This window comes from [Lactobacillus] rogosae (assembly GCA_900112995.1).
GTDB classification, from domain to species: Bacteria; Bacillota; Clostridia; order Lachnospirales; family Lachnospiraceae; genus Lachnospira; species Lachnospira rogosae.
The window spans coordinates 16,585-37,892 of sequence record FONU01000014.1; the positions used below are offsets into that span (position 1 = coordinate 16,585).

Here is a 21,308-nt window from a genome sequence, read left to right on the forward strand (position 1 = left end):
TTGAAATCTGCCATTTACATCAGAATATAGTTCATTTAAGAACATTTTAAGAAAAAGAGGTGTGTAACAATGGATACAATTGTTGCGAAAATAACTAATGACAGTCTTACGGATAAGAAAATATATGAACAGGCTGGAAAGATTTTAAGAGAGGGAGGGCTTGTAGCATTTCCTACAGAAACTGTATATGGACTTGGTGCAGATGCACTTGACGAGGAAGCATCAGCAAAGATATATGCTGCCAAAGGACGTCCTTCAGACAATCCGCTTATAGTTCATATTGCAGATATAGAGGCTTTATATAAGCTGTCCTGTGAAGTACCAGACAAGGCATTAAAGCTTGCCGATAAATTCTGGCCTGGACCATTAACTATGATATTGAAGAAATCGGACATAGTTCCAGATTCAATTACAGGTGGTCTTGGAACAGTTGCGATAAGAATGCCAAGCCATAAGGTTGCGGCAGAGCTTATCAGAACATCAGGTGTGTATATAGCAGCTCCAAGTGCTAACACATCAGGAAAGCCAAGCCCTACAAGGGCAAGCCATGTAATAAAGGATTTGTCCGGAAAGATAGATATGATAATTGAAGATGATACTGTTGACATAGGTGTTGAGTCTACAATTATTGATCTTAGTGAAGAGGTTCCCACAATATTAAGACCCGGATATATAACTAAGGAGATGTTTGAAGAGGTTATAGGCGGGGTAAGAATTGACCCTGCGATAACGGAAGGTGTTAAGTCTGGAGTAGTTCCTAAAGCACCGGGTATGAAATATAAGCATTATGCACCTGATGCAGATCTTAAGATTGTTGAGGGTGATGAGGCTAAGGTTGTTGAATATATTAACGATAATGTGAACAGACTTATAAGTCAGGGATACAAAGTCGCTGTAATGACAACAGAAGAAGGAAAGCACAATTATAACAAGGGAATAATTGTTTCGATGGGACATAAAGATGATGAGCTGAGTGCGGCAAGACATCTGTATGCAGTATTAAGAGAGTTTGATAATGAAAATGTAGACTATGTATTTTCAGAGAGCTTCGAGACAGATAATGTTGGACGTGCAGTTATGAACCGATTGATAAAAGCGGCTGGACATACTATAATTAATATTTAAAGATCAATGGTTAATCATATGCCAGCTTAATTATTCATTAACTGGGTGGTGTCAAATTATGAACAGATTTAATAAAGTTATATTTATATGTATGGGTAATACCTGCAGAAGCCCTATGGCGGCTACTATAATGACCAAGCTTATGCCGGATATAAGAGTTGAATCAAGGGGGATGGTTGTGTTATTTCCAGAGCCATACAATCCCAAGGCTGTAGCTGTGGCGGCAAGACACGATATGATTATGCCAAGTAATGTATCGGTTCAGGTTGTTAATGATGATTTTGGCATAGATACGCTTGTTCTTACGATGAATTCGTCAATGAAACAGAAAATATATGATACCTTTGACAAGGCGATTAATGTATTTACGTTAAGTGAGCTTGCGGGTGAGGGTGATGTTGAAGTACCAGACCCATATGGCAAGGGTGTGGAAGAGTATAACAAATGTTTTGAACAGCTCTACAGCTATGTTGAAAAAGTAGTGAAGGTAATATCAGCACCTAAGAATGAAGCTGATTAAAGTTATATAGAAGTTAATAAAATACACAAGGAGATTATAATTATGATAGCAATTGGATGTGATCACGGAGCAATAGACCTTAAGAACCAGTTAATAGAACACCTTAAGAAGAAAGGTTATGAGTGTAATGATGTAGGAACTTATACTACAGAGTCGTGCGATTATCCTGTATACGCACACAAGGTTACAGACCTTATAACAAGTGGTGAGTGTGAGCTTGGTATCCTTTTATGTGGAACAGGAATTGGAATGAGTATGGCTGCTAACAAAGTTAAGGGAATAAGAGCTGCATTATGCAGTGACTGTTTTAGTGCACAGGCAACAAGAGAGCATAATAATGCAAATGTACTCTGTATGGGTGCAAGAGTTATAGGACCAGAGCTTGCATTCAGAATTGCAGATACATTTTTAGAGGCAGGCTTTAGCAATGATGAAAGACATATAAGAAGAATATCAATGCTTGAGGAGTAATATATATGAGCGATAAAAGAAAGGATTATATATCGTGGGATGAGTATTTTATGGGTGTTGCAAAGCTTTCAGCACTTCGTTCCAAAGACCCTAATACACAGGTTGGAGCGTGTATTGTAAGCAGTGACAATAAAATACTTTCTATGGGTTATAATGGACTTCCAAGGGGCTGTTCAGATGATGAGTTTCCATGGTGCAGGGAAGGTGACCCTCTGGATAATAAATATTTCTACACAACTCACAGTGAACTTAATGCTATACTTAATTATCGTGGAGGTACGCTTGATGGGGCAAAGATGTATGTCACATTGTTCCCTTGCAATGAATGTGCCAAGGCTATTATTCAGGCAGGAATAAAGACTGTTGTGTATGACAGTGATAAATATGCAGATACAGCCTCAGTTATTGCCTCTAAGAGAATGCTTAATGCGGCAGGCGTAAGATATTACCGCTATGAGCATACTAACAGGGAGATAACTATAGAATTATAAGAATTAATATGAAGCAGACATACTGTTAGTGTATGCCAGCTTCATATTCGTTAATGGTATTAATATATTCGTTAAATGTTCCGTCATATATTGTCTTAAGAAGCTTATCAAGCTTGTGGAGGGCGTTAACAAGCATAGCATCAGATATAAGCTTAGCACTTGCTGCATCAGCCAGCTCGTCAAGGTCTACAACACGGACAAATCCAGAATTCTCAATAATTACATCAGCCAGAAGATCGGTAAAGACATAGGTATCTGTGCCAGCGTCATAGGCTGTGTCAATTATGTCACAGTATATATAGGCAAGTGAATTATCTTCTTTGTAGAATTTACTTACCTTGAAACCATCATTAATAAGGTAATATGATATTCCGTGAGAGAATTCTGCCTTAGGATGGAAAGTTTTCCAGCTTGTTATAATGTGGCTGTCATCCTGATGAATTATAATGTCGTCCTTAAGACTTACACATTCATCAGGTATCAGGCGTTTGCGGAATAAAGTTGTCATACGCATTTCTCCTTAAAAATATTAAATTTGTATAATTAAAATTTCACATATTAATTATCAAAATTATATCAAGTAAACGTGTGAAATTCAATTTTTTTTGGACATATTTGGACAAGAAAATTTGTAGACAATTTAACAATTAAAGGTTATAATCGAATATATAATTAAAATGAGTGGGTTATAAGAAGAATATATGAACGAGGAAATGCTATGAAGAATATAGTATTAATATCCCAGCTTAGTATATGTGTAATGGTTCCTACGTTTCTCTGTCTTGCTATAGGATTATGGCTTGACGGAAAGTTTGGAACATATTTTACAATTCCTCTGCTTATTATTGGAATTGCTGCAGGTGCAAGAAATGCTTATGTGCTTGCTATGAATTCGATAAAACAGGATGAGCAGGCGAAGAAGCACAAGCAGGATAAAGAAATTGCAGAGAAAGTTGAAAAGTATAATGAAACTCATAAGTAGACGTATCCTTGATAGAATTATTGATATTAATCCCTCAATTCCAGGTATGCTTATTATTAATTTAATATATCTTATACTTGGTGAGATTATAATAATTGCATTGGTTCCGAATACAATGCGGTGTGCCATAGGATTTCTGGCAGGAGTTATATATTCGGTATTTGCAACATTTCATATGAGCAGTGGAATACGAAAGATAGTATATGGTGGTGCAGAGTCAAGAGCAACTATGATTATTGGTTATCTTATCCGTCTTTTGGTTATGCTTATATTATTCGTACTGTTATATTTCCTTAATATTGGAGATCTGCTATGTGCGGTTATTGGAATGTTTTCTATGAAGGTAGCGGCTTATTTACAGCCGTTCACTGATAAATTAATAACTAAAAAAGGAAGGTGAGAAGGTGGGAAGCTCTTATGTTAACACACTTGTAGCGTGTGATTCGAGTTTTATGATTCAAAGCCTGAAGGAATTCCATATTCCAGGCATTGATTATACTTTTAGTATTAACACGACACACGTTGCTATGCTGCTGGTTTCAGTCTTCATAATCATTATGGCCATAGTTGCCAGGGTGAAGATTAATAAGGTCAAGCCTGACGACACACCGGGAATGTTCCAGAATGCTATAGAGATTATAGTGGAGATGCTTGGAACTATGGTTGATGGAATTATGGGTAAGAATGCTAATAAGTTTGTCAATTATATTTCAACATTATTCTTATTTATAATTATATCTAACATATCCGGACTTTTTGGTCTAAGGCCACCTACAGCCGATTATGGTGTGACGTTATGCCTTGGTCTTATAACATTTATACTTGTTCAGTTCAACGGCATAAAGAAGAATAAGGGAGGACACTTTGCTGCTTTATTCCAGCCAATCTGGTTCTTATTTCCAATTAACCTGATTGGTGAGTTTGCAGTTCCGTTGTCACTCTCACTGCGTCTGTTTGGTAATGTTATGTCAGGAACAGTTCTTATGGGACTTATATATGACTTATTAAAGCCATTTACTATAGGATATCCTGCATTATTACATGCTTACTTCGACTTGTTCTCAGGTTGTATTCAGGCGTATGTATTTTGTATGTTAACAATGGTATATGTTAACGATAAGATTGCAGACTAGTATAGCTGGTCATAATAATTTATTTAACGGAGGATTTTAAGATGAATATTAGTGGACAGGAATTTATTCAGGCTATGTCAGCCATTGGTGCAGGTATTGCGATGATCGCAGGTGTTGGTCCTGGTGTTGGACAGGGTATTGCAGCAGGTCATGGTGCAGCAGCAGTTGGACGTAATCCAGGTGCTAAGTCAGATATTACATCAACAATGTTACTTGGACAGGCCGTTGCCGAGACAACAGGTCTTTATGGTTTCGCCGTAGCTATTATCTTAATGTTCGTTCAGCCATTTAAGGGCTAATATAAGACATTTAGTCTTGACGACAAATTTATTAAGATAACGGAAAGGAGGCCAACAATTGAATTTGGGAAGTACATTTGTGGTTCTTGAAACATCAGGAAGATTATTCGGCCTTGATTATCAGCTGCTTTTTGATGCTGCTATAACAGCTATCAACGTATTTATATTATTCCTGCTTTTGTCAGTTATTCTTTTTAATCCTGTACGTAATATGTTAAAGAAAAGACAGGACAAGATAACAAGTGACAGAGAAACTGCTAACCAGAGCAGAGAAGAAGCACTTGCTATGAAGGCAGAGTATGAAGAGAAGCTTAAGGCTGCTAATAAGGAGGCAGAGCTTATATTAAGTGATGCCAGAAAGACAGCAGTTCATAATGAGCAGAAGATTATAGATGAAGCCAAGGAAGAAGCTGCAAGAATTATCGAGAGAGCTAATAAAGAAGCAGAACTTGAGAAGCAGAAGGCAGCAGACGATGTTAAACAGCAGATAGTTGCAGTGTCAGCTATGATAGCTTCAAAGCTTATTGCTAAATCTATCGATGAGAGTGAAAGCAATGCAATTATTGAACAGACTTTAAATGAAATGGGTGAGAACACATGGCGAAATTAGTAGAAACAACTTATGGTGAGGCATTATTTGAACTTGCTGTCCAGGAGTCTAAGGTTGATGAACTATGTGAAGAAGCTCAGGCTGTAATTGATATTTTTAAAGATAATGAAGATTTGGTAAATGTTCTTAAATCTCCAAAGGTTGAGAAGAAAGAAAAGGAACAGCTTATTGAGAATATCTTTAAGAAGTTTGTATCTGAGGATATTACAGGACTTCTTGTGATAATGGTATCTAAGGACAGACAGACTAAGATAGTAAGTACACTTGAATATTTCATAAAGAGAATTTATGAGTATAAGAAGATTGGTGTTGCTTATGTAACTACAGCCAGACCTCTCACGGATAATCAGAAGCTGTCGATTGTAAGCAGATTGCTTTCAACAACTGATTATGTGGATTTCAAGATGAATTATGACATCGATGAATCACTTATAGCAGGTATGGTTATAAGAATCGGTGACAGAGTCGTAGACAGCAGTATAAAACATAAAATTGATGAGCTTACCAGGAATTTAAAGAATATCCAGTTAGCGTAAGCTTTAAGTTAATAGAAAGTAGGTGCATAAGGCTAATGAATTTAAGACCGGAAGAAATCAGTTCAGTTATAAAAGAACAGATAAAAAGATATTCAGCCGAACTTGAAGTATCAGAAGTAGGTACAGTAATTCAGGTAGCAGATGGTATCGCAAGAATTCATGGACTTGAGAAAGCTATGCAGGGAGAACTTCTTGAATTCCCAGGAGAAGTATACGGTATGGTACTTAACCTTGAGGAAGACAATGTAGGTGCAGTTCTGCTTGGTGATTCAAGAAACATCAGCGAAGGTGATACTGTTAAGACAACTGGACGAGTTGTAGAAGTTCCAGTAGGTGATGCGTTAACAGGACGAGTTGTTAATGCACTTGGACAGCCAATAGATGGCAAAGGTCCTATTAATACAGATAAGACAAGACAGATAGAGAGAGTTGCCTCAGGCGTAATCACAAGAAAGTCAGTAAGTGTTCCACTTCAGACAGGTATTAAGGCTATTGATGCTATGGTTCCAATCGGAAGAGGACAACGAGAGCTCATTATTGGTGACCGTCAGACAGGTAAGACAGCTATAGCAATCGATACAATTATCAACCAGAAGGGTCAGGGAGTTCATTGTATCTATGTTGCTATTGGACAGAAGGCATCAACAGTTGCAAGTATCGTTAAGACACTTGAAGAATATGGTGCAATGAGCTATACAACAGTAGTTGCATCAACAGCCAGCGAACTTGCTCCACTTCAGTATATCGCTCCTTATTCAGGATGTGCTATCGGTGAAGAGTGGATGGAGAATGGCGAAGATGTACTTGTTGTATATGATGACCTTAGTAAGCACGCAGCAGCATATAGAACACTTTCACTTCTTTTAAAGAGAGCTCCAGGACGTGAAGCTTATCCAGGTGATGTATTCTATCTTCACTCAAGACTTCTTGAGAGAGCTGCAAGAATGTCAGATGAATACGGCGGAGGATCACTTACAGCCCTTCCAATTATTGAAACACAGGCCGGTGATGTATCTGCATATATTCCAACTAACGTTATATCTATCACAGATGGACAGATATATCTTGAGACAGAGATGTTCAACTCTGGTTTCAGACCAGCTATTAATGCCGGTCTTTCAGTATCACGAGTTGGTGGTTCTGCTCAGATTAAGGCTATTAAGAAGATTGCAGCACCTATCCGTACAGAGCTTGCCCAGTACAGAGAGCTTGCTTCATTCTCACAGTTTGGTTCAGAACTCGATGCTGATACTAAGGAGAAGCTTGCACAGGGCGAACGTATCAGAGAGATGTTAAAGCAGCCACAGTATAAGCCAATGCCTGTAGAATATCAGGTTATTATAATATATGCTGTTACTAAGAAGTTCGTTATAGATATTCCAGTTGATAAGATTCTTGATTTTGAACAGGGCTTATTCGATTTTATAGATACTAAGTATCCACAGATCCCAGAATCTATTAAGGAGACTAAGGAACTTTCAGAAGATACAGAGAAGTTACTTGTAAGTGCTATTGAAGAGTTTAAGAAGACATTTAACTGCTGATTGATCAACGATTAACAGCAATTAATGCTTGGAATGGAGGTAAATTCTATGGCCTCAATGAGAGATATAAAAAGGCGTAGAGATAGTATTCAGAGTACAGGTCAGATTACCAAGGCTATGAAGCTTGTTTCCACTGTTAAACTTCAAAAAGCAAAGGGAAAGGCAGAGAGCACAAAGCCTTATTCAGATCTGATGTACGAAACGATATGCAATATGCTTGCCAGATCAGGTAACATCAATCATAAGTATCTTCAGGCTGGTGAGTCTGAAAGAAAAGCTGTTATAACAATAACGGCCAATCGTGGACTTGCTGGTGGTTACAATACTAATATAACCAAGCTTATTACAGAGAGCGGAATTCCTAAGGAAGATATTGATATAATTGCAATAGGAACTAAGGGAAGAGATTATCTTGCAAGAAGAGGTTACAATATAACAGATGATTGTTCAGATGTTATTAACGAACCACTTTATACGGATGCAAGAGATATATGTGATAAGCTTCTTGAAAGATTTGCGGATGGACAGATAGGTGAAATATACCTTGCTTATACATCATTTAAGAATACAGTTGTTCACGAGCCTAAGCTTATTAAGCTTCTTCCAGTATCAGTTGATACTGAGAGCGTGAGTGCTGATAAGGAAGATACAACACCTATGAATTATGAACCAGCCGAAGATGAAGCTTTGAATCTTATCATACCTAAGTATGTGTGCAGTCTTATATATGGTGCACTTATTGAAGCTGTTGCCAGTGAGAATGGTGCACGTATGCAGGCTATGGATAATGCGACAAGCAATGCCGATGAGATGATTTCTGATTTATCACTTAAGTATAACAGAGCCCGTCAGGCTTCTATTACACAGGAACTTACAGAGATTATTGCTGGTGCAAATGCTATCGGCTAATTAGAGTTTGTTATAACTCTTGGCGGGTCTGTGTATTCAGCCCGTGTACAATTAATTAACAATAGATGGAGGTAACAATGGCAGAGAAGAATATCGGTAAGATTACTCAGATTATCAGTGCTGTAATAGATATTAAATTTGCAGAAGGTAATCTGCCAGAAATCAATTCAGCCATCAATATAAAGACCAAAGACGGCGGCAAGCTCGTTGTAGAGGTTGCTCAGCATCTTGGGGATGATACAGTAAGATGTATAGCCCTTGGACCTACTGATGGTCTTGTTAGAGGTATGGAAGCAGAAGCCACAGGAGCACCTATTTCAGTACCTGTTGGTGAGCAGACACTTGGTAGAATCTTTAATGTATTAGGAGATCCTATCGATAATAAGCCAGCTCCAGAAGTAGAGCATATGCCTATTCACAGAAAGGCACCTACATTTGCTGAGCAGGCTACTAATACAGAAATGTTAGAGACTGGTATTAAGGTTGTAGATTTACTTTGTCCTTACCAGAAGGGTGGTAAGATCGGTCTTTTCGGTGGTGCCGGAGTTGGTAAGACAGTTCTTATTCAGGAGCTTATCAGAAATATTGCTACAGAGCACGGTGGATATTCAGTATTCACAGGTGTTGGTGAGCGTACTCGTGAAGGTAATGACCTTTACCACGAAATGATGGATTCAGGAGTTATCGAGAAGACAACAATGGTATTCGGACAGATGAATGAACCACCTGGAGCTAGAATGAGAGTTGGTCTTACAGGACTTACTATGGCTGAGTATTTCAGAGATAAGGGTGGAAAGGATGTACTTCTTTTCATCGATAACATTTATAGATTTACACAGGCAGGTTCAGAGGTTTCAGCCCTTCTTGGACGTATGCCATCAGCCGTTGGTTATCAGCCAACTCTTCAGACAGAGATGGGTGCTCTTCAGGAACGTATTACATCAACTAAGAATGGTTCTATCACATCAGTTCAGGCTGTATATGTACCAGCGGATGATTTAACTGACCCAGCGCCAGCAACAACATTTGCACATCTTGATGCAACTACAGTTCTTTCACGTTCTATAGTTGAACTTGGTATTTATCCAGCGGTAGATCCACTTGAGTCTACATCAAGAATTCTTGATCCAAGAATCGTTGGTGAAGAACATTATAAGGTTGCCAGAGATGTTCAGGAAATCTTACAGAAGTACAAAGAACTTCAGGATATTATCGCAATCCTTGGTATGGACGAACTTTCAGAAGAAGATAAGATGGTCGTATCAAGAGCAAGAAAGGTACAGAGATTCCTCTCTCAGCCATTCTTCGTTGCAGGACAGTTCACAGGACTTGAAGGACGTTATGTACCAATCAGTGATACAATTCAGGGCTTTAAGGAAATCATCGAAGGTAAGTATGATGATATACCAGAAAGTTATTTCCTTAACTGTGGAAGTATTGATGATGTACTTGCTAAGGTATCTAAATAGGTATCAGACACGGATATTAAAGTATAATTAGATATCTTGATAAGGAGAATAGATATGGCGGATACAGGTACAATGAAGCTTCTGGTTAATACGCCAGAAAGAGTATTTTTTAATGGTGAAGCCACATTTGTTGAATTAGCTACAAGTGAAGGTGAGATAGGTGTGTATCCACAGCATATCCCACTTACTGCAGTGTTAGTTCCATGTGTGCTGACTATTCACCAGAATGACGGAATTAAGAAGGCGGCTGTACACGGCGGTATTGTTGAAGTCCTTAAGGATAAAGTGACAATATTAGCAGAGATAGCTGAATGGCCTGATGAGATTGACGTCAATCGTGCCAATGATGCCAAGATAAGAGCAGAGAGAAGACTTGCCAGCAAGGACAGTAATCTTGATGTTCCTAGAGCTGAGATGGCATTAAAGAGATCACTTGCACGTTTAGGTGCTGCTGATTAATAATTAAAGTATATACCTTCCATTAACTGGTAATAATGTTATTAGTTAATGGGAGGTTTTTTATGTATAAATGCAGAAAATATAAATTACAGCGGATAGCTGTTACAATAGCGGCTATTCTGTGGATTGTTACAGCAGTGAGAAGCTTTATGGAAAGAAGTATATATGCGGTTAATAATACAGGCAGTGATATTGTTAGTATATTCAGCGAAAATGTGGATAACAATGTCCAATCTGACATAAGTGTGGATACAGAGCTGTCAGATAATTACTTATCTGAGCAGGCAATGTGCCTTATACTTGAGAAAATGGCATCAGAGATAGGAATTAACCGCTATAATATACAGTATTCTGGTAATAACTCTTATGAAAATGTGTATAATAACCGTTATATTTCACGGGAATGTGTATTAACGCAGGATTCTTTATATGGAACAGTAGTTATGGGGATAAAAGCGACAGATGAGGATAAGAACTATATAAGTATCCACATAAAGCTAGGCAAAGGAGTAACATCAACAACTGCATACAAGGCGAAGCTTGAAAAAATATGCAATATATACGGAATTGATAGTAATGTTAACGTATGTATAACAGGCCAGTGTGATGGCGATAAAAGCATAGAAGAAAGAAATCAGATAACCGGTAACATCTTAAGCCAGCTTGGTGCAAAAGAAGCAGAAGCAAGCCGAACTAAGGACTTGTATACAATATATGCCTATGACAAAGACACAGATGGCTATATGTACATTGGAAAGAAAAAGACCAATATTAATATATCAATGAATTATGATGAAACAACAGACAAGACCAATATATATCTGGCGACCCCAATTAACAGAGGGGACTATTAATAAAATTGCAGACTATCAGACCACTACATTTATTGAGATAATAGGCTTATATTAATTGCTACTTGTGTATTGTCCGCAAAGATATTAAAATAGTACAGTAAGCCTAAAATGGAGGTTATGATATTGGATATTACACAATTACTTGATATATGTATTAGCGATAAGCTTATAGATATGGTTATAAGCGGACAGAAGAATAAAAGCGAAGATAAGGCAGTAAAGGTAAGAATAAGACCAGTTATTCTTAAGAATGAGATTGAATACCAGGTGTCTGAATTTGTAGGAAGAAAGGTGTTACATTCTAACCATAGTGCTGCTGATGTAAAGAAGAAGATAATTGATTATATGACAGAGGATTTCAAGCAGGCACAGATTAATATGACTGATGCGGCTGCAACAATACTTTCAAGCAAGAGTAAGACATTGACCTGCAAATATAAAAAAGCAGGACAGTTGAAGGCACAGAGAGATCTGAGCCATAACAGAACCAAGAAATATATAATACAAGAAGGAAAGCCTGTGGCATTTATGATAGACCTTGGTGTTATGGGACAAGATGGTAAGATTATAAGAACAAGATATGATAAGTTCAGACAGATTAACCGTTTTCTTGAATATATAGAAGATATACTTCCAAAGCTTGATAAGGAAAGAGAACTTACAATAATTGATTTTGGCTGTGGAAAGTCTTATCTTACATTTGCTATGTATTACTATCTTAAGGAGCTTAAAGGATATAATATACGAATTATAGGACTTGACCTTAAGGCGGACGTGATAGAACATTGTAACGAACTTAGAACAAGGTATGGTTATGATAAGCTTGATTTCTATGTTGGAGATATAGCAACGTACAAAGATGTGGACAAGGTAGATATGGTGGTCACACTGCACGCCTGTGATACAGCAACGGATTATGCACTTGCCAAGGCAGTTAAGTGGGGGGCGGAGGTTATATTATCAGTGCCTTGCTGCCAGCACGAAGCTAACAGGACAATAAAGAGCGATATATTATCGCCGGTTATGGACTATGGCATATTAAAAGAAAGAATGGCGGCTATAGTAACAGATGCGGCAAGAGCCAAGCTTCTTACAGCTAATGGCTATGATACACAGATATTGGAATTCATAGATATGGAGCATACTCCTAAAAATCTTCTTATAAGGGCAGTTAAGAGTAGTAAAGAAGACATCTCTGCCAGAGAAAAGACTAAAGATATGTTAGAGGCATTGAATTTGGAACTGACAATCGACAAGCTTATATAAGAATGGAGATAATATGAGAAAATCTGATAAAAAGGTAAGTTCTAAGTATCTTGTACTTGGAATAATATTTATAGTTACGATGGTGCTCACATTTTTGTCAATGAGTTTTGAGTCAGTTACACCATCGGCAACAACTATGTCTGCGGCGACAATTCCTGTTATAACTATGCAGTCAGAAGAGGGCAATGAGTTCAATTCATTGCACGGTTTTACACAGGAGATTAATCAGGCACTGATTAATGATAATCTTACTCCAGTGGCAAAGACAAGACAGCTTCCTATTATTATTCACAATTATGGAGCTGAGGTGCAGGAGCTTACATATAAGATAAGAAATCTGTCAGATAACGGACTGATAGAGAATACCAAAGTTACAGAGCTTGTTAATAATGGTGAAACAATTACTGCCACACTGAATATCAAGAATCTTATAGATGATAATACGCAGTATGCTCTTGAGATAATATTAGAGACAAGCACACACGAAGAAATTCACTATTATACAAGAATTATTACAGGTGAAGACTATTCAATAGATGATAAGTTTGCATTTGTGGAGGACTTTAATGCCTGTACATTTAATCAGGACAGATTAAGTGAAATACAGAAGTATATAGAAACTTCGTCTGCTGGCAATAATAATAATTTTGGAAAGGTTAATATCAACAGCACATTAAGCCAGATTGGCTGGGGTGATATGGGACCATATGTAGAAAGCCAGCTTATACCGGTTATTAAGGAGATAAGCAAAGACGTGGCTGTAATAACATTTGATTATAAGATAGGTGCTATTAATGAATATGAATCTTATGACTCTTATAATGTGTATGAATATTACCGTATAAGACAGACTACAAGCGGATTTTATCTGCTTAATTATGAAAGAGAAGCTAACCAGATATTTGATGGTAAGAACGACATCTTATCAACAGCTAAGATTAATCTTGGAATACAGTCAGGAACAACAGCTGAATTTAATTCTGACGAGAAGGGAACTTATTCATACTTTGTCAATGAAGGTTCTCTGTGGTGCTACAATATTGATACTAATATGTATACAAGAGTATTCTCATTTAACGCCGATGAAACAGATGGCATAAGAGAGAACTATAACCAGCACGGAATAAAGATACTTAATGTAAGTAACGATGGCAACTGCGATTTTATAGTATATGGATATATGAACAGAGGTGAGCATGAGGGCGAGTCGGGCGTATCTTTGTGCAAGTATTCATATGAAGATAATATAGTAGAAGAAAGATTGTATATTCCAATGGATAAGCCATATGACATATTGTCACAGAATGTTGGCCGAATAGCTTATCTTGCTGATGAGAATACATTTTATATATTAATGGACGATACACTGTATTCGATAGATATTGTAAGTAAGGAAGTTATGACAGTAGTGTCTGGGCTTGTGGACGGAACATATGCTGTATCAGAAAATGGAGATGCCATAGCCTACAGTATGAATGGCAGATTATATAGTACAGACTCAATACGAATATTCAATATGAGTACGGACAGCGAGAAGATAATTAAGGCTGACGACAATGAATATATAAGATGTCTGGGATATATTAATGGAGATTTCGTATATGGCATAGCTGATAAAGCTGATATTCTTATAAAAGAGGATGGAAGCAGGACATTTGCAATGTATAGGCTTGAAATAATGGATTCTGATTACAATGTAATAAAGGAATACGAACAGCCGGGTGTATATGTAAGTGATGCTTCGGTAAGTGATATGCGTATCAATCTTACAAGAGTTGTGAAATCAGGTGATGGTGATTATGAAAGTACAAGTATTGACCAGCTTATTAATAAAGATGAGAATAAACAAGAAGATGGACTTACACTGGAAACTATAGTTACAGATAACAGAAAGCAGGAGCTTGCAATTAAGCTTATGAAAGCACTTCCGGCAGGCAGTGTGGAATTCAGGACATCTTCTGAGGTAAGTTATAAGGATAATGCACTGCTGGAGCTTGATAATGATTTTGCCGGTGATGGACGATATTATGTATATGGGTATGGACGTTTTCAGGATAGTACAACCCAGATATCAAAGGCTATAATACTTGCCAATGACACATATGGTTCAGTTAATGATTATAATGCTAACACAATATGGAAGCGTTACAGGAACACCTCAGCACAGATTAAAGGACTTAGTATAATTGATGCTGGTTCATCTCTTAGAACGGCATTACAGACAGTGGCTTCCTATGCAGGTGCACAGTTTGATATTAATGCTTATATACAGGATAAAACGGCTGACGAGATATTAAGCCTTATTCCAGGTGTTGCAGGACTTAGTGTGAAGTCAGTAACAGTCGATAAAATGCTCAATTTTATTGATAATGGCTGTCCGGTTATAGGCAAGAGCGGAAGTGAGTCATATGTAATAATTACAGGCTATGATTCTAAAAATATAACATATATAGATACTGCTTCTGATTCAATGGTAACAGTTGCATTAACTGATGCCAGCAAGATGTTTAACCAGTGGGAAAATGTATTTATAACTTATTACAAGAATTAAAGAGGATATGCAGATGGCTAAATCAACTAAGAAAAGAAAGAAAAGACAGAGCAAAAAGATAAAGATTATAAAAATTATAATACTATCAATAATACTTATTCTTCTTATAGCGGGCGGCATATATGCAGGACCTAAGATTGTAACAGTAATTCAGCTTGCGAATGATGCTAAGAGAATAGCAGATGAAAGTACAATAGATACATTTAAAGATGGAAAGACGACTATAATATACGATACTAATGGTGAACAGTTATGTACTATGAAAGCTTCTAAGGATATGTACTATATCCAGATGAGTGATATACCAAAGACACTTGCAAATTCATTTGTTGTAATGGAAGACAGGGACTTTTACAACCACTCAGGAATTGATATTAAGGCGATTATAAGGGCGGTTATAATCAACAGCCGTAACGATACAATAGTTCAGGGAGCGAGTACAATTACACAGCAGCTTGCCAAAAATGTATTCTTAAGCCAGGAGGTTACATGGGAGAGAAAGGTTAAGGAGATATTTTTAGCACAACATCTGGAAAAGAAATACAGCAAAGACCAGATTTTGGAATTCTATCTTAACAACATATATTTCAGTAATGGATACTATGGAATAGAAGCTGCGGCAAGAGGATATTTTGACAAATCAGCCTCAGAGCTTTCAGTATCACAGCAGGCATTTATTGCGGCTATACCTAATAACCCTACCAAGTATAATCCGTTGACTAATTATGATGCGACAATTACAAGAAGAAATCTCATTTTAAAAGAACTTCGTGATGCAGATTATATAGATTCAATGACTTATAATACAGCGATTGCTGAGGAGATAACAATAACAGGACAGAAAGCTGCTAATAAGAACAGCTCGGTTGAAACCTATGCAAGGCATTGTGCAACGGAAGAACTTATGAAATATTACGGTTTTACAATGCGTAATAACTTTGATACAGAAGATGAATATAATACATATGAGGAACTGTACCAGCAGTATTACTCATCATGCCAGCAGATGCTTATTAATGGTGGATATACAATATATACAAGCATAGATCCGGATATACAGGCTTCACTTCAGGAGTCCATAGATAATAATCTTTCATCATTTAAGAAGGTGTCAGATGACGGAATATATGAATTACAGGGTGCAGCGACATGCATTGATAATAGCACAGGAAATGTAGTTGCAATTGTAGGTTCAAGGTCACAGGATGATATTGATGGATATACACTTAACAGGGCATACCAGAGCTATAGACAGCCGGGAAGCTGTATTAAGCCGGTAATTGTATATGTGCCATATCTACAGCTTGGCAATAATCCGGATACAATAGTTAATGATGAGAAGATAGATGGTGGCCCATCAAATGCAGATGGTGTATATGCCGGACAGATGACACTTAGAACAGCAGTAAGCAAATCTAAGAATACTGTTGCATGGAAGATATACAGGGACGATATAACACCTAAGGCTGGTATTGGTTTTCTTCTTAATATGGGCTTCCATAAAATATGGATGGATAAATCAACCAATGCTGCGGCACTTGGAGGCTTTACTTATGGCGTATCGACAGAGGAGATGGCTGGTGCATATGCAACAATCGTCAATGATGGTGAATACAGACAGCCAACCTGTGTTGAGAAGATACTTAACACATCAGGAAAAGCGATTGTAGATACCTCTAAGAGAGGTTCAAGAGTATATGATACTAATTCATGCAGAATGATGACAGATATGCTCCGTACTGTGGTAACAAGCGGAACAGGTGTTGGGGCAGAACCATCTAATGCAATTGTAGCTGGTAAGACAGGTACAACCAATTCTAATAAGGATGCGTGGTTCTGTGGATACAGCCAGTATTATACAACAGCTATATGGATGGGATATGATTATCCTAAGACATTAAGCTCAGTTAAGACTCTGGCTATATTTAAGGATTTTATGTATGATATACATAAAGATAAGAAAAAGGTAGAATTCAAGACGGCAAATGGTTCTTATACGAAGAAGAACCAGACTGAAACTGAGACACAGAGCCAGACAGAAGAACAGACAACAACACAGCAGGAAACTACTACTGTAACTCCAACGACAAAGGCGGCAACGACAACACAGCAGGCTACTACTAAAGCACAGACGCCAACGACACAGCAGGCTGCTACTAAGACACAGCAGACAAAGGAACAAAAGACTGGAGAGTGGGAAGCACCTACTAAGGAAGATGCACCTGCACAGAATATAAGTCCGTATTAATTAATCATAAGGTCTAAATAAAAAATCACGGTCAGGTGTGTTATTAACAATACCTGACCGTGATTATTATATTTAATATATTAAATGTTATTAACATTCATTAATATATTAATAATTGCCTTTGTTTAATTTCAGGCTTAATTCTTCTTTAACTTCTTAAATAAGCCTTTCTTAGCTTTCTTTTCTTCAACAACTATCTTGCCACCGCGAACTGACTTAATTCCTGTGATGTAGATACCACTTACCTCAGCCTTAACTTCCGCCTTGATAGGTATCTGGTCGTATACCTTAGGATCAGCCATAAGTGTCATAACCTTAGGACCAATCTTAGCTTTAACTACAGGAACTTTGCTTCTCTGAAGATACTTAGGTGTCTGTTCAAGAACAATCTTAGGAAGTCCTGCTTCTTTAAGTTTCATTTTCTTCTTGTCTATAATCAACATAGACATAATCTGCTTAGCGGCATCAATCTGTGCCTGATTCTCTGTCTGCTTCTTACGAAGCTTGTTACCAACAATAATAAGAGCTATTAAAGCAACAACGAGGATTGCTATAATAACTAATAAAACTATCGACCATACTGGCATATAAGTTCTCCTCCTGTATAATATACAAATAATTCACAATTCAAACTGAATTCACAAAGTTCATTATATCACGGAATATAAATAATGAAAAGAATAATATATTGAAAATGCGTAAGAAAATGTGTAATGCTTACACAAGATTCTGGTTCTTCTCATAAGTAGAAAGTATAATATCGTGTATATATGTTGCTACATTTTTCTTCTCATCAGGTGACATTAATGACATATCTACCGGCGTTCCGAATTCAATAACAGTGTGGGCTTTCTTAAGGAAAGGCTTCTGGTCTTCAAATATTGCAGAAGTATTATTCTGTGTTACAGGAATAATAAGACTGTGTGATTTCTCAGCAAGCTTAAAGCTTCCGGCGTGGAATTCCATAACCCCCTCACCCTTGTTACGTGTTCCCTCAGGGAAAATAACTAAAGAGGTGCCGTCTTTAATATATTCAATTCCCGAAAGTATTGATTTGAGGGCTTCCCTTGTGTTCTGTCTGTCGAGTAAAAGACAGCGGATATTACGCATCCATACACGAAGTATAGGTACTTTTGCCATCTCCTTTTTGGCAACATAAGCCGCTCTTGTCTTTATATAAGTATAAGAAATAATTACATCAAAGAAACCACGATGATTACCTACAAATAATACAGGCTTGTCTGTTGGAATGTTCTCAACACCAATAGCAGTCGTCTTAGTTCCACATACGAACAATATAAGCCTGAACATAAAGCGTGCAACCGCATCAGAAGCTTTCTCCTTAGCAACAGGGTTCTTCTTTCCGATAAGCCATAAGATAGGAAGTGCAATTAAGCTGAATACTGCAAATATAAGCAATAACAGCACTACGATAATAAGTCGAATCATATAATCCTCATTTCTACAGATAATAATCTGTCGTAATAATTAATTAATATACGCTTTCGCGTTGTCTGAATAATATTTAGAACCATCATTAGTCATAAATACAGCCTCAATGCCTTCAAGCGAATTAATGAGTTTCATACCGTCATCAAGTCCTAATACAAAGCAGGTTGTGCTAAGACAGTCGCCAACCGTTGACTCACTTGAAATAATAGTCACATCACATAAGTTGTTGTCATAAGGGTAGCCAGTGGCTGGATTTAATATATGGTGGTAAAATGTACCGTCATCTGAATAGAAGTATCTTTCATATGTTCCAGATGATACAACCGAATAATCATTAATATGAAGTACTTCCATATATTCGCCGGTTTCAGTAAATGGCTTCTTTACCGCAATATTGAAATCTGAGCCGTTACGCTTCTGACCTATACATAATACATTGCCGCCAAGATTAATGATAGCACGTTCGACGCCATTATCAATAAGATAAGCTTTAATCTTATCGGCAATGTAGCCCTTGGCAATCGCACCAAGGTCAAGACAGTATCCGTCAGGTATGGATATGTGATGAGTGCCGTCATTGTCGGTGCTTAATGAAACCTTGGTATAATCGACATATGCAAGTGCATCTGTTATGGCAGAACTGTCAGGTACATCTGGGGTATCAGTATTAAAATCCCATAAACGTGACACGCTTCCTATTGTAATATCAAAAGCACCATAGGATAGCTGGCTGTAGTAAAGCCCAAGTTCAATAAGCTCATAGAGTTCATCACTTATAGCAGTTGTCTGCTGGGTGTTGACTTTATAAAGCTCACTTGTTTCAAGGGTTCTTGAGAAAATGTGTTCGTAATAATCACACAGGCCAAGAGCATCGGATAATACATTTTTATTGACATTAGTATAAGAGTCAATCTGTACATAAGTATTAAGCTTGTAATCAGTTACGCTTATAGGTGAACTCAGAGCAAGCTTCTTACTGTTACAGCCCGTCAGTGCTGACAGCATACAGTTTATAATAACAATACATAGAACTAAAGAAGCTGTCCGATGTCTTAGATGTGCAGGTTTTTGCAAAATTACTAAATTATTCATATTACTCCTTAAATAAGTTATACATATGTATAAAGTATATCAAATATTGAAAAAAATGTGAATTCACTTTTATTTTGTATTGGATTATGTTATAACAAATAAAGTGTCAAAAATAAAGAAATGAGGATATTTTATGAAAAAGAAATTAGTAAGCCTTATGTTAGTGGCAGCTATGACAGCTTCACTTACAGCATGTGGCTCTAAAAAGACAGAAGAACCAACTTCTACAGTACATAAGAGCATAACAGCTGCAGAATATGATGCTGCTATTACATCAGATGCAGCAATTTATAAAAAAGCATTTACAATGCCTGAGTACAAAGGAATTCAGGTAACAGTTGATAAGTCAGTACTCAATGTTGCAGAAAGTGACGTTGACGATTATATCAATAAGAATATAGTATCAGCGGAAGCTACAACAGAGAATGTTACAAGTGGTGTAACAGCTGATGGGGATACAGTTATACTTGATTATTCAGGTAAGCTTGATGGCGAGGCATTCTCAGGTGGTACAGCAACAGATACTACATATACAATAGGTTCAGGTAACTTTATATCAGACCTTGATAAAGGACTTGTAGGACTTACAGTAGGCCAGGAATATGATATTCCTTGTACTTTCCCAGATAATTACACATCAGACCTTGCAGGTAAGAGTGTAATATTCACAGTAAAGGTTACAGCAATCCAGAAGACAACTTACCCAGAGATAACAGATGAATGGGTAGTTAATAACAAAGAAAGTCTTAATCTTTCAGGTGATACAGTTGCAGATTTCAGGGAAGAAGTAAGAAAGATAGTAGAAGCTAATGCTAATGATACTTATCTTAATAACACATTTACATCAGCATACCAGATTATAAGCGAGAATATCGGAGATGTTAATTATCCACAGGATGAAATAGATTCATTGGTAGAAGTACTTAATACTAATATTGAGAGTGAATTTAACACTTATGGTTCATACTATGGCATATCAGATTTAGATACATATAAGAAATCAGTATATGGATTTGATTCAATTGACGCATTTAATGAATATGCTACATCATCTGCACAGCAGTATCTTTTACAGAAAATGATAGTAACCATTATTGCCGCAGATAATGATATTCATGTGTCAGAAGATGAAATTAACTCATATGGTAACGATTTAGCTCAGTATTATGGTTACGATGACTTCAATGCAATTGTAGATGCAGTCGGCAGTGAAGTTGTATCAGAGATAGGTTATGAAATACTTTATCAGAAAGTTGTAGAATTTGAGTGCAGCCAGATTACAGAGGTAGAACAGTAA

General features: G+C 37.1%; 23 protein-coding genes. 19 read left to right on the plus strand and 4 right to left on the minus strand.

Annotated elements, in window-relative coordinates:
• The first annotated feature begins 69 nt into the window (after window positions 1-69).
• Genes BM157_RS07210 through BM157_RS07225 form a run of 4 tightly spaced genes read left to right on the plus strand, consistent with a single transcriptional unit; the run spans window position 70 to window position 2,607 of the window.
• Window positions 70-1,125, plus strand: coding sequence for an L-threonylcarbamoyladenylate synthase (locus BM157_RS07210; protein ID WP_090140489.1), 1,056 nt, complete (start codon window positions 70-72; stop codon window positions 1,123-1,125).
• Between the two features lie 58 nt (window positions 1,126-1,183).
• Window positions 1,184-1,645 (plus strand): arsenate reductase/protein-tyrosine-phosphatase family protein, encoded by a 462-nt coding sequence (locus BM157_RS07215; RefSeq protein ID WP_022501457.1) that lies wholly within the window; start codon window positions 1,184-1,186, stop codon window positions 1,643-1,645.
• A gap of 42 nt (window positions 1,646-1,687) precedes the next feature.
• On the plus strand, window positions 1,688-2,116 hold the full coding sequence (gene rpiB / locus BM157_RS07220) for a ribose 5-phosphate isomerase B (protein WP_055173813.1): 429 nt from the start codon (window positions 1,688-1,690) through the stop codon (window positions 2,114-2,116).
• Window positions 2,117-2,121: 5 nt separating this feature from the next.
• Complete coding sequence (locus BM157_RS07225; protein ID WP_022501455.1) at window positions 2,122-2,607, plus strand: deoxycytidylate deaminase; 486 nt, start codon at window positions 2,122-2,124, stop codon at window positions 2,605-2,607.
• A gap of 25 nt (window positions 2,608-2,632) precedes the next feature.
• Here the strand turns inward: BM157_RS07225 and BM157_RS07230 are convergent, their stop codons facing one another.
• Complete coding sequence (locus tag BM157_RS07230) at window positions 2,633-3,115, minus strand: DUF402 domain-containing protein (RefSeq protein WP_022501454.1); 483 nt, start codon at window positions 3,113-3,115, stop codon at window positions 2,633-2,635.
• 210 nt (window positions 3,116-3,325) lie between these two features.
• Here BM157_RS07230 and BM157_RS07235 point away from each other — a divergent pair, with 210 nt between their 5' ends.
• From BM157_RS07235 to BM157_RS07300, 14 genes are all read left to right on the plus strand, one after another.
• Window positions 3,326-3,589 (plus strand): AtpZ/AtpI family protein, encoded by a 264-nt coding sequence (locus tag BM157_RS07235; protein ID WP_022501453.1) that lies wholly within the window; start codon window positions 3,326-3,328, stop codon window positions 3,587-3,589.
• Window positions 3,573-3,989 carry a hypothetical protein gene (locus tag BM157_RS07240; RefSeq protein ID WP_055173817.1) on the plus strand — a complete coding sequence of 139 codons (417 nt, stop codon included), beginning with the start codon at window positions 3,573-3,575 and terminating at the stop codon, window positions 3,987-3,989. The genes BM157_RS07235 and BM157_RS07240 overlap by 17 nt, the downstream gene beginning before the upstream one ends.
• Before the next feature lie 52 nt (window positions 3,990-4,041).
• Window positions 4,042-4,722, plus strand: a complete 681-nt coding sequence (gene atpB, locus BM157_RS07245; RefSeq protein ID WP_090140553.1) for a F0F1 ATP synthase subunit A — start codon at window positions 4,042-4,044, stop codon at window positions 4,720-4,722.
• Between the two features lie 41 nt (window positions 4,723-4,763).
• Window positions 4,764-5,021, plus strand: coding sequence for an ATP synthase F0 subunit C (gene atpE / locus BM157_RS07250; protein ID WP_022205028.1), 258 nt, complete (start codon window positions 4,764-4,766; stop codon window positions 5,019-5,021).
• A gap of 58 nt (window positions 5,022-5,079) precedes the next feature.
• The gene (atpF, locus tag BM157_RS07255) at window positions 5,080-5,631 is read left to right on the plus strand and encodes a F0F1 ATP synthase subunit B (RefSeq protein ID WP_318255856.1); all 552 of its coding nucleotides are present in this window, start codon (window positions 5,080-5,082) and stop codon (window positions 5,629-5,631) included.
• Window positions 5,619-6,167 carry an ATP synthase F1 subunit delta gene (gene atpH, locus BM157_RS07260; RefSeq protein WP_022501449.1) on the plus strand — a complete coding sequence of 183 codons (549 nt, stop codon included), beginning with the start codon at window positions 5,619-5,621 and terminating at the stop codon, window positions 6,165-6,167. The genes atpF and atpH overlap by 13 nt, the downstream gene beginning before the upstream one ends.
• A 35-nt stretch (window positions 6,168-6,202) precedes the next feature.
• Window positions 6,203-7,711, plus strand: coding sequence for a F0F1 ATP synthase subunit alpha (gene atpA, locus BM157_RS07265; protein WP_022501448.1), 1,509 nt, complete (start codon window positions 6,203-6,205; stop codon window positions 7,709-7,711).
• Window positions 7,712-7,759: 48 nt separating this feature from the next.
• On the plus strand, window positions 7,760-8,620 hold the full coding sequence (gene atpG / locus BM157_RS07270) for an ATP synthase F1 subunit gamma (protein WP_055173821.1): 861 nt from the start codon (window positions 7,760-7,762) through the stop codon (window positions 8,618-8,620).
• Between the two features lie 77 nt (window positions 8,621-8,697).
• The gene (gene atpD, locus BM157_RS07275) at window positions 8,698-10,089 is read left to right on the plus strand and encodes a F0F1 ATP synthase subunit beta (RefSeq protein ID WP_022501446.1); all 1,392 of its coding nucleotides are present in this window, start codon (window positions 8,698-8,700) and stop codon (window positions 10,087-10,089) included.
• Between the two features lie 54 nt (window positions 10,090-10,143).
• Complete coding sequence (atpC, locus tag BM157_RS07280; protein WP_055173823.1) at window positions 10,144-10,548, plus strand: ATP synthase F1 subunit epsilon; 405 nt, start codon at window positions 10,144-10,146, stop codon at window positions 10,546-10,548.
• Between the two features lie 62 nt (window positions 10,549-10,610).
• Window positions 10,611-11,402 (plus strand): YwmB family TATA-box binding protein, encoded by a 792-nt coding sequence (locus BM157_RS07285; RefSeq protein WP_022501444.1) that lies wholly within the window; start codon window positions 10,611-10,613, stop codon window positions 11,400-11,402.
• A 117-nt stretch (window positions 11,403-11,519) separates the two neighbouring features.
• Window positions 11,520-12,668, plus strand: a complete 1,149-nt coding sequence (locus tag BM157_RS07290) for a methyltransferase (RefSeq protein ID WP_090140494.1) — start codon at window positions 11,520-11,522, stop codon at window positions 12,666-12,668.
• A gap of 13 nt (window positions 12,669-12,681) precedes the next feature.
• On the plus strand, window positions 12,682-15,219 hold the full coding sequence (locus BM157_RS07295; protein ID WP_055307079.1) for a cysteine peptidase family C39 domain-containing protein: 2,538 nt from the start codon (window positions 12,682-12,684) through the stop codon (window positions 15,217-15,219).
• 13 nt (window positions 15,220-15,232) lie between these two features.
• Window positions 15,233-17,467 (plus strand): transglycosylase domain-containing protein, encoded by a 2,235-nt coding sequence (locus BM157_RS07300; protein WP_055307080.1) that lies wholly within the window; start codon window positions 15,233-15,235, stop codon window positions 17,465-17,467.
• Between the two features lie 137 nt (window positions 17,468-17,604).
• On the opposite strand, the gene BM157_RS07305 is transcribed toward BM157_RS07300, so the two are convergent.
• The 3 genes from BM157_RS07305 to BM157_RS07315 all read right to left on the minus strand — a co-directional run bounded on the left by BM157_RS07305 (window position 17,605) and on the right by BM157_RS07315 (window position 20,011).
• Window positions 17,605-18,054, minus strand: coding sequence for a hypothetical protein (locus BM157_RS07305; RefSeq protein WP_022501440.1), 450 nt, complete (start codon window positions 18,052-18,054; stop codon window positions 17,605-17,607).
• A gap of 130 nt (window positions 18,055-18,184) precedes the next feature.
• A complete protein-coding gene (locus BM157_RS07310) occupies window positions 18,185-18,916 on the minus strand; it encodes a lysophospholipid acyltransferase family protein (protein ID WP_090140497.1) in 732 nt (243 codons plus the stop codon).
• Window positions 18,917-18,955: 39 nt separating this feature from the next.
• Entirely contained in the window at window positions 18,956-20,011 is a 1,056-nt protein-coding gene (locus BM157_RS07315; RefSeq protein ID WP_070101745.1) for an FAD:protein FMN transferase, read from the minus strand.
• Between the two features lie 133 nt (window positions 20,012-20,144).
• Between BM157_RS07315 and BM157_RS07320 the strand changes: the two genes are divergently transcribed.
• Window positions 20,145-21,308: an FKBP-type peptidyl-prolyl cis-trans isomerase gene (locus BM157_RS07320; RefSeq protein WP_055173834.1), complete on the plus strand. Its 1,164-nt coding sequence runs from the start codon at window positions 20,145-20,147 to the stop codon at window positions 21,306-21,308.